This is a genomic window from Paenibacillus apiarius (assembly GCF_017052585.1).
GTDB classification, from domain to species: domain Bacteria; phylum Bacillota; class Bacilli; order Paenibacillales; family Paenibacillaceae; genus Paenibacillus_B; species Paenibacillus_B apiarius.
In genome coordinates this window covers 102,670-117,379 of sequence record NZ_JAFFHZ010000002.1, presented here as the reverse complement: position 1 = coordinate 117,379, position 14,710 = coordinate 102,670, and the positions used below count along the sequence as shown (strand labels likewise).

Here is a 14,710-nt window from a genome sequence, read left to right as displayed (position 1 = left end):
TTCAGACGGACTAAACAAGCACATGGATCCAGGAGTGTGCGTTCGATCTAATTCGGCCCGCACACTCCCGGTCTTTTTCAATAAAAACAGTAGGATAGGGGATGTTTACGAATGAAGTCGGTGTTTGATAAGGAAGAGGCTTATTGGAACGAGAAATTTGATTCCGAAGACAGCATAAGCATTCTGCCATACAGCAATTCCTCCGATAACAACAGGGGACGCGTAAACACCATGAGCGTCATGAATCGCACACTGCCGCCTGAGTTGTCACAAAGAATCATCACCCTGGCGAACGGATCGGATATGGCCGTGTACATGATCGTATTGGCAGGCGTGACAAGTTTGCTCTATAAATATACTAATCGCGAAAATGTGTTGGTAGGTATGCCTGCATATACGGCGTTACATGGGGAGCATCCGCCTATCCATGATTTTCTGGTGATTAAAAATAATGTGAACAGTGAAAGCACGTTCAAATCGTTGTTAGGGCAAATCAAAGCGTCAGTCAGCGAGGCGCTTGAGCATCAGCATCTTCCTTTCCGTAAAATGTTTCGGCAATTGAATTTGCAAGTGAATCCCCAAGGACTTCCTATCGTCAATACACTCGTTTCCTATACAAACATACATACTGCTTCATTGGAACAAATTGCAGCCGCAGAAGCCGCATTTCAATTTGACTTCGTAAATGACCGCATCCAATTACGCATGAGCTTTGATGAGAATCGATACCGTCCGGACTATGTCGAATCGATGATCGAACACCTCTTCCGCCTGCTGTCGGTCGTATTGTTTCAACCGGAGCTTGAAATCGGAAAAGTGGAGCTTCTGTCCGAGCACGAGCAGCATCATCTGCTTGCCATTCTGAACGATACAGCAGCGGAATATCCGCGTCAGAAGACAATCCACCAGCTGTTCGAGGAGCAGGCGGAACGAATGCCGGATGCGGTGGCGGCGCTATTCGAGGACAAACGGTTGACCTATGCAGAGCTGAATGCCGCTGCCAATCGCATTGCCCATCTCCTGCGGGAGCGAGGTGTAGCACGAGGCACATTGGTTGGCATCAGCGCAGAGAGATCCCTGGAGATGGTGATCGGACTGCTGGGAATCCTCAAAGCAGGCGGGGCATACGTTCCAATCGATCCTTCCTATCCGGAGGAACGGATTAACGCCATGCTGGAAGATACAGCAATCAGCGTGCTGCTCACGCAGGCGCATCTGCAGACCAGCATGCCGAACAGCATCGATTCCGTCCTGCTCGATGCAGCGGCCGAGACGGCTCTGGAAGGAAGCTGGCCGAACTTGACGGATGCGGCAGGGACCGCGGACGATGTGGCCTACATTATCTATACGTCCGGATCGACGGGAATTCCGAAAGGAGTCTGCGTCACGCATCGAGGGGTGGTACGGCTCGTTGCCGCTGCCAATTATGTGGACATTAGCAGCAAGGACGTATTTCTGCAGGGCTCGACGATATCGTTCGATGCGGCAACGTTCGAGATTTGGGGCAGCTTGCTGAATGGAGCTGCGCTGGCCATTTTGCCTCCGGGGAATGTATCGTTGACTGAATGGACAGAGGCCATTGAGCAGCATCAAGTGACGATCCTGTGGTTAACGGCGGGACTCTTCCATGTGATGGTCGAGAATCAACTCCAAGCCTTGCAAGGAGTCCAGCAATTATTGGTGGGAGGAGACGTCGTCTCGAAGACCCATGCCAAAAAAGTTCTGGAGCGGTATCCGGACATTCGTCTGGTGAACGGGTATGGTCCGACGGAAAATACGACCTTCACCTGCTGCCACGAGATTTCGGCCGCCGATACGGAGCGGCTCTCCATTCCGATCGGACGCCCGATCGCCAATACGAAAGTGTACGTGCTGGATCGCGCAGGCAAGCTGCTTCCGGTCGGCGTGGTCGGCGAGTTGCACGCCGGAGGAGACGGACTGGCCCAAGGGTACTGGAATCGTCCGGAGCTGACGGCGGAGAAGTTCGTGGACAGCCCCTTCGTGCCGGGAACGCGGCTCTACCGCACAGGCGATCTGGCGAGATGGCTGCCGGATGGAACGCTCGAATTCGTGGGACGAATCGATGATCAAGTGAAAATTCGCGGTTACCGGATTGAGCTTGGCGAGGTAGAAGCGCATCTGTTGAAAGTGGAATCTGTGCTCGACGCAGTCGTAATCGCGCGGCCAGACGAAAGCGGCCAGAAGATGTTGTGCGCGTACTATACAGCGCATGCAGAGCTGATGGCCGGTGATCTGCGGGCAGCGCTGTCGCAAGAACTGCCGGCCTATATGATCCCGACACACTTTGTGCAGGTCGATCAGATGCCGCTGACGCCGAACGGAAAGGTCGATCGCAGAGCGTTGCCGGAGCCGGAAGGACTCATCATGACCGGAAAAGAGCATGTCGCGCCGCGGACGCCGCTGGAGTCCAAGCTGGCGCAACTGTGGCAAGAGGTGCTCGGACTCGAGAAGGTCAGCGTGAAGGACAGTTTCTTCGAGATTGGCGGACACTCTTTGCGTGCGACGACGCTCGCCGGGAAGCTGCATAAGGAGATGAATGTCAGCCTGCTGCTGCGGGACATCTTCCGCCATCCTACGATTGAAGAGCTGGCGCGTTTCATTGACGGGATGGAACGGCAGGAATACAGACAGATTCCGCTGCTGGATGAAAGGGATTGGTACCCGGTATCTTCGGCGCAAAAGCGGCTGTACATTTTGCATCAGCTGGAAGGCGCGGAGGAGAGCTACAACATGCCGGGGGTGATGCTCCTCGAAGGAGAGGTCGACCGGAGCCGATTCGAGGAGGCGTTCCGCAGCTTGATTGGGCGCCACGAAACGCTGCGCACCGGCTTTGAAATGGTGAATGGCGAGCCGGTGCAGCGTGTATGCCGCGAAGTGAATTTCGCAGTGGAGATGATGCAGGCGAGCGAAGAAGAAGCCGATGCCGCCGTCCGTTCCTTTATTCGCCCGTTCGATCTGGAGAAGCCGCCGCTTCTGCGAGTGGGGCTGATCGAGCTGAGCCAGGATCGGCATATTCTGATGTACGACATGCATCATATTATCTCCGACGGCGTGTCGATGGGAATTGTGGTGGAGGAATTCGTCCGCTTGTACGGCGGCGAGGAACTGCCGCCGCTGCGCATTCAGTACAAGGATTATGCCGCATGGCAGCAGTCCGAGCCGCAGCAGGAGCTCATGAAGCGGCAGGAGAGTTATTGGCTGCAGGCGTTTGGCGGAGAGCTTCCCGTGCTGGAGCTGCCGGCGGATTATGCGCGTCCTTCCGTCCAGAGCTATGAAGGGGATACCTTCGAATTCGCGATCGATCCCGGGCTCAGCGAAGCGCTGCGCGGGGTCGCGGCCGAGAGCGGAACGACCTTGTACATGGTGCTGCTTGCTGCCTATACGATTCTGCTTCATAAGTATACAGGCCAGGAAGACATAATCGTGGGGACGCCGAACGCGGGCAGAACGCACGGCGATTTGCAGCCGCTTATCGGCATGTTCGTCAATACGCTGGCGATCCGGAGTTATCCGTCCGGCTCGAAGACGTTCCTGGAATACTTGGAGGAAGTGAAAGAAACGAGCTTGGGGGCCTTCGAGAATCAGGATTACCCGTTCGAGGAACTGGTGGAAAAGCTGCAGGTCACGCGAGATTTGAGCCGCAATCCGCTGTTCGATACGATGTTTGCTTTGCAGAATATGGACGACAAGGATTTCGAGCTCGCAGGGCTTCGCTTGAAGCCGTACCCGGCTGAATACAAAGTGGCGAAATTCGACCTGAGCCTGGACGTGGCGGAAGGCGCGGAAGGGATGACGTGCAGTCTGGAATACGCCACCGCGTTATACCGACCGGAATCGATAGAACGAATGGCGAAGCATTTCGGGCGGCTGCTTGAAGCCGTTGCGCACGAGCCGGAGGCGCGGCTGGCCTCGCTCCGCATGCTCACGGAAGAGGAAGAGGAGCAGATTCGGCACGTGTTCAACGATGCGGAGGCAGGGCGTTCGCAGCAGAACACGGTGCCGGAACTGTTCGAGGAGCAGGTGGAGCGCACACCGGATCGGATTGCGGTCGTGCATGAGGACAAGCAGCTGACGTACCGGGAGCTGAACGAACGGGCGAACGGTCTGGCGCGCACGCTGCGGGCGGAGGGCGTGAAGCCCGAACAGCTGGTGGGCATCATGGCCGATCGCTCGCTGGAGATGATCGTGGGCATTATGGCCATCTTGAAATCCGGCGGCGCCTATGTGCCGATCGATCCGCAGTATCCAGAGGACCGGATTCACTATATGCTGGACGATTCGAACGCGCAAGTGCTGCTGGCCCAGCGTCATCTGCAAGCGCGGGCCGCATTCTCCGGCAGAAGGATCATGCTGGATGAAGAAGCGTTCTACGACGCAGACGGTTCCAATCTGGAGCCGGTGAATCAGCCGGAGCATCTGAGCTATGTCATCTATACCTCGGGAACGACAGGCAAGCCGAAAGGGGTCATGATCGAGCACAGACAGATGGCAGTCTTGGCGGCCGCGTGGGATCGCGAATACGGCTTGCAGGAAGAGAGCATGCGCTGGATGCAATGGGCGAGCTTTTCATTCGACGTCTTCTCGGGAGACCTGATCCGCGCGCTGCTGCATGGGGGAGAACTTATTCTATGTCCGGAGGATTCGAGGGCGAACCCGGCTGAAATTTATGAGCTTATTCGCAAGCATCGGATTCAGATGTTCGATGTCACTCCGTCGCTCGCCATTCCGCTGATGGAATATGTATACGAGAACAAGCTGGACATCAGCAGCATGAAGCTGGCAGTCGTGGGGGCGGATCATTGCCCGAAGGAAGAATTCCAGAAGCTGCTGGAACGATTCGGTTCGCACATGAGGATCATCAACAGCTACGGGGTAACGGAGACGACCATCGATGCCTGCTACTTCGAGCAGGCGAGCACGGAAGGGCTGCGGACGGTGCCAATCGGCAAACCTCTGCCGGGCGTGACGATGTACATTCTGGACGAACACCATTCTTTGCTGCCGGTGGGGATAACGGGCGAGCTGTATATCGGCGGACCTTGCGTAGGCCGGGGGTATTGGAAGCGGCCGGACCTGACGGCGGAGAAATTCGTCGACAATCCGTTCGCTCCGGGCGAGCGAATGTACCGGACAGGCGACTTGGCTCGGTGGCTCCCGGACGGCAACGTCGAATATTTGGGGCGGATCGATCATCAAGTGAAGATCCGGGGCTACCGGATCGAGATCGGGGAGGTGGAGTCCCAACTGCTAAAAACGCCGTTCATCCGTGAAACGGTTGTCGTCGCGCGGGAAGACGTTAGCGGGCAGAAATCATTGTGCGCGTACTTCGTCGCCGAACGCGAGCTGACGGTGAGCGAGCTGCGGAGAGCATTGGCCGCAGAACTTCCCGGGTATATGATCCCATCGTATTTCGTCCAGCTGGAGCGGCTGCCGTTGACGCCGAACGGCAAAATCGACCGCAAAGCGTTGCCGGCTCCGGAAGGAAGCGCGCATACCGGAGCGGAATTCGTAGCTCCGCGCACGCCGCTGGAAGCGCAGCTGGCCCGAATCTGGCAAGAGGTGCTGGGTCTGACGGACGTTAGCGTGAAGGATAATTTCTTCGATTTGGGCGGACACTCCTTGCGCGCGACGACCTTGGCCAGCAAGGTGTTCAAGGAAATGCACATCAATCTGCCACTGCGGGATGTGTTCAGGTACCCGACAATTGAGGAGCTGGCCGAAATGATAGCCGGGATGAAAAAGCAGGAATATGCCGTGATCCCGCTGGCTGAGGAAAGAGATGTCTACCCGTTGTCTTCGGCCCAGAAACGACTGTATATCGTGAGCCAATTGGAAGGGGCCGAGCTGAGCTACAACATGCCGGGAGTTCTCACCCTCGAAGGACCGCTGGAACGCACTAGATTCGAGGGGGCTTTCCAGCAGCTGATTGCGCGGCACGAGGCGCTGCGCACCGGCTTCGAGATGGTGAACGGAGAACCGGTCCAGCGGATATATCGGGATACAGGCTTGACAGTGGAGTACGCGCAGGCGGACGAAGGAGAAGCAGAGAAGATCGTACAGCGCTTTATCCGCAGCTTCGATCTGAAGCTGCCGCCTCTATTGCGGGTAGGACTTATCGAAATAGAGCGAGAGCGGCATATTCTGATGTTCGATATGCATCATATCATTTCAGATGGCGTTACGATGGGGATATTGGTGGATGAGTTCGCCCGGCTCTATGCGGGCGAGGATTTGCAGCCGCTCCGCATTCAGTATAAGGATTATGCAGTATGGCAGCAATCTGAAGATCGCAGCGGGCAGTTGCGGCGTCAGGAAGCGTACTGGCTGGAGCGTTTACAAGGAGAATTGCCGGTGCTGGAGCTGCCGACTGATTATGTGCGCCCCGCTGTTCAAAAATTTGATGGAGACGCCGTGTTATTCACGATCGATCCGTATCTGAGCGAACAATTGCGCCGACTGGCGTCAGACTCGGGTTCCACCTTGTACATGGTGCTGCTGGCAGCCTACACTGCGCTGCTGCATAAGTATACGGGACAGGAAGACATCATCGTGGGGACGCCGATTGCGGGCAGAAGCCATGGCGATCTCGAGCCGCTCATCGGGATGTTCGTCAACACATTGGCGACTCGCAATTATCCCGCAAGCGAGAAGGCATTTGTGTCGTACCTGGAGGAAGTGAAAGAAACAACCTTGGGCGCCTTCGAGAATCAGGACTATCCATTCGAGGATCTGGTAGAAAAGGTGCGCGTATCGCGGGACTTAAGCCGGAATCCACTGTTCGATACGATGTTCAGTCTCGAGAATACAGAGCAGGGGGACATCGAAATCGAAGGCCTCCAATTAAAATCATATCCGAATGAACATATAACGGCGAAGTTCGACCTGACTTTCCATGCCGAGGAAGGGGAAGAAGGCATCCTATGCAGCATGGTGTATGCAACCGCTTTGTACAAACGCAATACCGTGGAGCGGATGACGCTGCATTTCAAGCAGTTGCTTAAATCAATTGCACATGACCCCCGCGTGCCACTTTCATCATTGAACATGATGACCGCACAAGAAAGAAAAGAGATGATCGGGGTGTTCAATGACACGGAGACGAAATATCCGCGCGAGAAGACGATTCAGCACCTATTCGAGGAGCAGGTTGAACGGACTCCTGACGCGGCGGCAATTGCGTACGGGGACGAGCGGTTGACGTACCGCGAATTGAACGGGCGGGCGAACCGATTGGCAAGGACTTTTCGAACCAAGGGAGTGCAAGCCGATCGCTTGGTAGGTCTTATGGCTGAACGTTCTCTGGAAATGATAGTTGGAATTCTGGCGATTCTAAAGGCCGGAGGAGCGTACGTGCCGATCGACCCCGAATATCCGGAAGAGCGCGTCCGTTACATGCTGGAGGACTCCGGGGCCAAAATCATCCTGACGCAACATAAACTGCAGTCGAGAATCCCGGTGCAAGCCTCGTTCGTCCTGTTGGATGACGAGTGCTCTTATAGTGCGGACGATTCGAATCTGGAACAGAATAACGGTCCTGCCGACTTGGCCTATGTCATTTATACGTCGGGAACGACAGGCAAGCCAAAAGGGAATTTGACGACTCACCGCAACATCGTGCGGGTCGTGCAAGGTACGAGCTACATTGACTTTAGCGAACGGGACAACGTGCTGCAGCTATCGAATTATGCTTTCGACGGATCGACCTTTGATATATACGGTGCTTTGTTAAATGGAGCCAAGCTGGTCCTCATTCCGCAAGAGACGCTGTTGGAGGTAGGAAAGTTGGCAGGCCTGATCGAACGCGAGCGCATTTCGGTAATGTTCATCACAACGGCGTTCTTCAACATCCTCATCGATATGAAGGCAGACTGCTTGCGCCATATCCGCACCATTTTGTTCGGCGGGGAGCGCGTATCCATCTCTCACGTCCGCAAAGCGTTCCATCAGCTAGGACCGGGCAAAATCAAGCATGTGTACGGGCCGACGGAGAGCACGGTATTTGCCACATGCCACGATGTGAATGAAGTGGCAGAGGATGCCGTGACCGTTCCGATCGGACGCCCGATCAGCAACACGACCATTTATATCGTCAATGCTCAGAACGATCTGCAGCCGATCGGAGTGGCTGGGGAGCTGTGCATAGCAGGAGACGGACTGGCCCGAGGCTACTTGAACCGTCCCGAATTGACGGCAGCGAAGTTCGTCGACAATCCATTCGCGCCGAGGGAGCGGATGTACCGGACGGGCGACCTGGCAAGATGGCTGCCGGATGGGACCATCGAGTACGTGGGGCGGCTTGACGATCAGGTGAAAATACGCGGCTACCGGATTGAGCTCGGCGAGATAGAAACGCATTTATTGAAAGTGCAGCCCATTCAGGAGGCGACCGTGTTGGCCCGGGAATCCGACAGTGGAGAGAAGCGGTTATGCGCCTACTACGTGGCGGAGCGACCGCTGCCGGCCAACGAGCTGAGAGGCATCCTGGCGCAAGATCTTCCAGGGTACATGATTCCGCTGCACTTCGTTCAACTGGATCGGATGCCTCTGACACCTAACGGTAAGGTAGACCGCAAGGCGCTGCCTGCGCCTGAGGATCACTTGATGACAGGGACGGAATATGTGGCTCCGCGCACGAAGCAGGAAGCTCAGTTGGCACAGATCTGGCAGGAGGTGCTGGGCCTCGAGAAAATCGGCGTTCATGACAATTTCTTTGAGTTGGGCGGACACTCGATTAGCTTGATGCAGCTGATACACCGAATCTACATCGAATTGGGCGCGGAAATCGCTCTCCATAACGTGTTTCAGCGCCCGACAGTGGAAGCGATGGCCTATGAGATCGTAAAAGCCGAGTACGAGGAGAAAAGCAGCAGCCAGTTCACGAAATTAAATGAAAATGGTCTTGTAAACGTATTTTGCTTGCCTCCCGGCTTCGGGTATGGGTTAAGTTACTTGGAGCTGGCGAAGCAAATGGAAAACAGCTGCATCCTATACGGAATTGATTTCATTGATGATGCCGAATCTTATGAGGATATGCTGGACCGGTATGTGGACGCGGCCGTCGCCATTCAGTCTCAGTCCCCTTATGTGCTGCTCGGATATTCGTTGGGAGGCAATCTGACATTCGAAATTGCCAAAGCAATGGAAAAGAGAGGGTACCGCGTATCGGATATTATTATGCTCGACTCCTCGCGGAAGCTGGCCGCTCAAACGGTGGACGAGTTCGAAAGCGATATCGATCAAATGCTTGAAGCGGTGGGTGAACAGGAGATGCAGCTGCTCAGCAATCCTCTGATTCGCGAACGGGTCAAGCATAAGATGCGCGCGTACTGGACGTACGGATCTCAGCTCGTGAATACGGGCGCGGTTGAGGCGAATATTCATGCATTAATTGCGGAGGATTCCGATGCAGACAGACCGGATAATGTCACTTCTGCGTTATGGGATGGGGCAACCCGGCAAGCCTATTGCGAGCATCGACTCATTGGTGTCCATGAGGATGTGCTGCTTCCTGGATTCATAGAGCAAAACGTGAAAGTGATTCAAGCGGTCGTCCATCAAATCATCGAGCAAACGCGCGGCGTCCACGAGGTGCTGTCGCGATAGCAGCGATTGTTGCTTGTAACACGTAACCTATAATACATGTCATCCTCATATACCGCCTGCACACCTGCGCATGTTGATGATGCAGGCGGTTCGTTGGGGAGTTCCGTCACGACTATGGTTTAAAGGGGAGACAAATGAGTGGTACTCCGAAAACGAAAAGATGCGTTGACCCTATGGAAATCAGCCCGCTGGTTATCGTCATTCGTGAAACCCCATATGGGCTGGATGATCGTCGGAATCATCTCTGCCGTTGCGGCCGCGATTATTGAAATATGGACCGGCAGCTTAATCGAACAATTAACGACCAATGCCGGCAACGGGGATGGGCAGTTGGTCACCCGCATTGTATATACCATATTTATCGTCATTGCAATTGGAGTTCCCGCGAAATATTTCATGGTGTACGGTATCGAAAAAAGCAGCGCTCAAACCATGAGGGATCTTCGCAACCAGATGATGAAGCGCATCGGCAAATTGCCTGTTCATTATTTGGAAAAGCAACACTCGGGCGATATGGTGTCAAGGGTAACCAATGACCTCCAGATCATCAATCAATTTATGATTCGCGATGTGGCGGAATGGTTTTATCATCCCCTGCTTTTTATTGGCTGCTTTGGCTATTTGCTGTGGATCCGATGGGAGCTTGTGCTGTTCAGCCTGTTGCTTGTTCCCGTTTCCTTGCTCGTCTCGCAATGGGTAGGCAAGCAGCTGCAGCGTCTCACGGAAGAAGCACAGGAAAACATGGGCCAGATGAATGTCATTTTACAGGATACATTGAGCGGCATGCCGCTGGTCAAAAGCTATTTGCTGCAGGGAATCCTGTTCCGATCGTATCAATCCCTGCTTCTGCTGACGCTGAAAAAGAGGTTGGCCGTAAATAAACGCGAGGCAATAGTCACTCCCGTGCTGTTCACGCTCATGATAAGTCCCGTCGTATTCGCAATCCTATACGGAAGTTATTTGATATCGAAAGGATTGTTCAGCACGGGAGAACTGATTGCCTTTCTTTACTTGCTGAATTTGTGTTTGGAGCCATTGCAGAGCATCCCGACGCTCATTACGAACACGTTCGAGATGACCGGTGCTTTAAAACGAGCGGCCCAGATTATGAATGAACCCATCGAGAATGAAGAAGGACATTGCATAGTCAGAACAGCTCAGCCTCCCATTGCGTTTCACAACGTCAATTTCGCATACGAGAATAGCGGTTCCCCTCTGTTGCGCAATTTGAGCTTCACGGTAGCGGAAGGGCAGACTGTAGCGTTGGTTGGAGCCAGTGGCGGGGGGAAGAGCACCGTAATAAAACTGCTCTGCGGATTTTATCCGCTGCAGGCTGATGGCGGGAAGATAGAGGTATTTGGCCAATCAATCCGCGACTGCAATCCGAAGGAGCTGCGTTCCCATTTGTCCGTCGTTACCCAAGATTCCTATTTGTTCAGCGGAACGATTGCAGATAATATTGCTTACGGGCGGGAGAATGCCTCGATGGATGAAGTGATCGAAGCTGCAAAATCAGCCAACGCGCACTCCTTTATTATGGAGCTGCCGGAAGGATATCAGACCGACGTGGGGGAACGGGGAGCGCTGCTGTCCGGCGGACAGCGACAGCGTATCACCATTGCGCGCGCACTGCTCAAGGATGCGCCCATCCTGCTGTTGGACGAGCCCACTTCCGCATTGGACACGGAGTCGGAATCACTGGTTCAGGAAGCGTTGAACGTTCTTATGAAGGACAGAACGACCATCGTCATTGCGCATCGGCTGTCTACCATTCAGAATGCGGATGAGATCTGGGTCATGGAGGACGGGCAGATCGAAGAGGTAGGGGATCATGCGAAGCTGCTGGAGAAAAAGGGCTCTTATGCCCGCTTGTACTATCAAGAATTCGAAACGGATCGAACGGGAAGCAAGGAGGTGGCCTATACGTGAAAACCGCCGGGATGTTAGCTTATGTGAAAGAAATCAAGTATATGATGGACTTTATGAGCACACGACGCAAGGTTGAGTATTATGTTGGCATGATTGCAGGCGGGCTCGTTAACACCTTATTTATCCTGTCATTCACCTTGGTTGTCCAGAGCTTGGTAGATTTTGCAGGGTCGAGAGATACTTCCCTAATGTTTCAGGCGCTATATATTTTGGGAGGCTCCATCTTGCTGTTGAACCTGATTTCGCCCGGATTCACCTACTTGTTCCGACGCAGCGTGGAACTGACGATCGTCGACATCAGGGAACGTCTCTATCATAAGCTGTGCAAGCTTCGGGCCGATCATTTGGAGCGGACGCATAATGGAGATTTCCTGTCGCGGATAAATAACGACGTATCCACCCTGGAAGTGACGTATTGCGGAATCTTTTTTGCGCTGCTGCTGGATATCATGATTAGCGTTGGATCCATCATTATGATGTTTATCACTCATTGGCAGTTTGCTTGCGCTTCCCTTTTGATTTTGCTCGTTTCCTTTTATATTAGCACTCGTTTTGTGCGCACCGTTCGCGCGATGTATGATCAATCACTTCATTTTATAGCCAAACTGACAGAGAAATTTGCAGACTTTATTGCGGGCATCCAGCTCGTGAAATTGTTCCACATTAGTCCGGTATATGCTCAGTATGGAGCCATGAACGAGAAGCTGACGCAGCTTTCCCGCCGCATCGCCCACAAAAAAGGCGTGCTGGCAGCCGTCAATCATTTTGTAAGCTACATAACGTTTTGCGGAATCATTGTCATTGGCAGCTTGTTGTATAGCTATGGCATCATTGGCATGGGGGCTGTTGCGGCCCTGGCCGTCTTGCAAATTCATTTGACGCATTCCTTCATGAATATTGGAACAACCATGTCATTGATTCAAAATTCATTGGCAGGAGCGCAGCGGATTCAAGAAATGCTGGAGGAGCAGGAGGAGCCGCAACGAATTGGAAGCGAGACCGGCGCCCGTGTGACGGAGACCATGGTAGAGTTGGATGACGTTGAGTTTTCTTATTCATCCGGAAGCCCGGTCATATGCAAGGTATCCTTGCAAGTACAACCGGGGCAAGTGGCGGCTATCGTCGGTGCAAGCGGCAGCGGGAAGAGCACCTTGATCAAATTGCTGCTCGGCTTTTATCCGATTGACAGCGGCGAAATTCGAATTCAGGGCAAGCCGTTCGGACATTATACCTTGGAAGAGATTCGTCAACGAATTGCTTACGTGCCGCAGGAAGCCTTCTTGTTCAGCGGAACGATTGAAGACAATATCCGTTACGGCAATCCGCAAGCTTCGCAGGAGGAAGTGATTGCCGCGGCTCAGGCTGCTTATGCCCACAATTTTATTCATGAGTTGCCTGAGCAGTACCAGACGCAAGTGGGGGAACGAGGGGCGTCTTTGTCAGGCGGGCAGCGGCAGCGGATTGCGATTGCCCGGGCATTGCTTAAGAACGCTCCTATTTTGCTGCTCGATGAGGCGACATCGGCCCTTGATGCCGAATCGGAATATTGGGTTCAGCAAGCTTTGAATCAACTCATGAAGGGACGCACGACCATCTTGATTGCCCATCGTCTTACTACGGTCGAGAACGCCGATTTGATATTTGTCATGAAGCAAGGAACCGTTGTGGAACAAGGCACCCACCACAGCTTGCTTGAGAACGGAAGCTATTATGCAGGAATGTATGGACAGTCTGGAAAAACCCTTGTCGAACAACCTTGACAGGAAAGCTTGACAGGTAACTTAGATCTGCCCCAATAAAATAGAGACAAGGGGCCGCCGGACTGGATGTCTGGCGGCCCCTTGGCGTTATTCGTCAAACTTGTACTTCGATTCGATACATCAACAGTTTTTGCCACTGAACCATCTGGACCGCTTTGTCACGGGAACGACCGTGACAGCATCGGATGACAAACAGACGCGTTGATGATAAGTTGGATTCAATGAAAGGATTGCCAATGGTGCTGGCTTCTGAACACGAGCTTCCGGAATCGATGTGGGCCATTGCAGAGTGGATCTAGCCATGCTGTTCAGTGTCCCGGTGGCTGACGCATCCGGGCTGGACAGCGTTCGGGGTGACCGGCTTAACGAATGAGTTGATGAGAGAACGCCTGGACGCCTATATGTTTAGTTTCTTAAAGCGTGTCTCCTATAAAAGGAATTTTCATGGAATGAACAAGGAGCAGATGAAATGAAAACAATGACGCGCAGCGAACTAGCCAAGCGCACCGGATTGAAGCCGGAAACGATCCGTTATTACGAGAATGAAGGAGTACTGCCCAAGCCAATACGAGCGGCCAACGGATACCGAACATACACGGAAGATTATTTGGTGAAAATCAAGTTTATTAAGGATGCGAAATCACTTGGATATTCCTTAAAGGAAATTAAAGAAACGTTGCAAGTTTTAAGCTCGGAAATGGAAATAGACGCGCTCAAGGAAGTCGTTAGCAACAAAATACGCCAGCTGGAAGCAAAAATCGAATCACTGCACAAAATAAAAAACCTGCTGGGCGGGCTTCTGGAGACAGCAGAGGCCGATATCGAAAATTATTTGAAATCTTTCCTTCCGCCGAAATAAATAGGAGCTTCATCTTGTTCCGTACAGAAAAGAGACAGTTGGACATACTCTCTGACAGAGTAGACTCACACTGTCTCTTTGTCATTCTTCCAACTATTCCGAATCAAGCTTCTCTTTCGCTTTTGCAGGCAGCTCATCCTTCTCCACTTCCTCCCAAGAGGTTACGCCTTTCTTGCTTAAGTAGTACACACGCAAAAACGCCTCTTTGCGCAAGTTTTTTTGGGCCGTAAATTCCATTGTTTTTTCATTTCCTTCTTCGTCATAGGCAGGCAGAGCATATTTATAAGTTGTGAATGTATCCTTATCGGTTGTTGTCTCTTCCTTTTGTCCATCCATTGTAATCTGCACATAATAAATATCTTTCCCCATGCGGTTAAAGTTGCAGCCGGTTAAAATGGATGCCAATACGATTAAAATAACAAGCATTGCGATACTTCGTTTCATGTCATCACCTTTTGTATTGTATTGTTTGATTCCATTATACCGGGTTGTGCCTGAGGAAAACATTTAATTAAGTGATAGAACTCTTACATGATTG

General features: G+C 52.9%; 5 protein-coding genes. 4 read left to right on the top strand and 1 reads right to left on the bottom strand.

Features of this window, described 5'->3' with window-relative positions:
- The first annotated feature begins 111 nt into the window (after positions 1 to 111).
- From JSQ80_RS26715 to JSQ80_RS26700, 4 genes are all read left to right on the top strand, one after another.
- A complete protein-coding gene (locus JSQ80_RS26715) occupies positions 112 to 9,624 on the top strand; it encodes a non-ribosomal peptide synthetase (protein ID WP_206097848.1) in 9,513 nt (3,170 codons plus the stop codon).
- A gap of 138 nt (positions 9,625 to 9,762) precedes the next feature.
- Positions 9,763 to 11,553: an ABC transporter transmembrane domain-containing protein gene (locus tag JSQ80_RS26710; RefSeq protein ID WP_206097847.1), complete on the top strand. Its 1,791-nt coding sequence runs from the start codon at positions 9,763 to 9,765 to the stop codon at positions 11,551 to 11,553.
- Positions 11,550 to 13,313, top strand: coding sequence for an ATP-binding cassette domain-containing protein (locus JSQ80_RS26705; protein WP_206097846.1), 1,764 nt, complete (start codon positions 11,550 to 11,552; stop codon positions 13,311 to 13,313). Before JSQ80_RS26710 ends, JSQ80_RS26705 begins: the two co-directional genes overlap by 4 nt.
- 469 nt (positions 13,314 to 13,782) lie before the next feature.
- Positions 13,783 to 14,172 (top strand): MerR family transcriptional regulator, encoded by a 390-nt coding sequence (locus tag JSQ80_RS26700; protein ID WP_206097845.1) that lies wholly within the window; start codon positions 13,783 to 13,785, stop codon positions 14,170 to 14,172.
- Between the two features lie 93 nt (positions 14,173 to 14,265).
- On the opposite strand, the gene JSQ80_RS26695 is transcribed toward JSQ80_RS26700, so the two are convergent.
- Positions 14,266 to 14,616: a YxeA family protein gene (locus JSQ80_RS26695; protein ID WP_206097844.1), complete on the bottom strand. Its 351-nt coding sequence runs from the start codon at positions 14,614 to 14,616 to the stop codon at positions 14,266 to 14,268.
- Positions 14,617 to 14,710 lie beyond the last annotated feature (94 nt).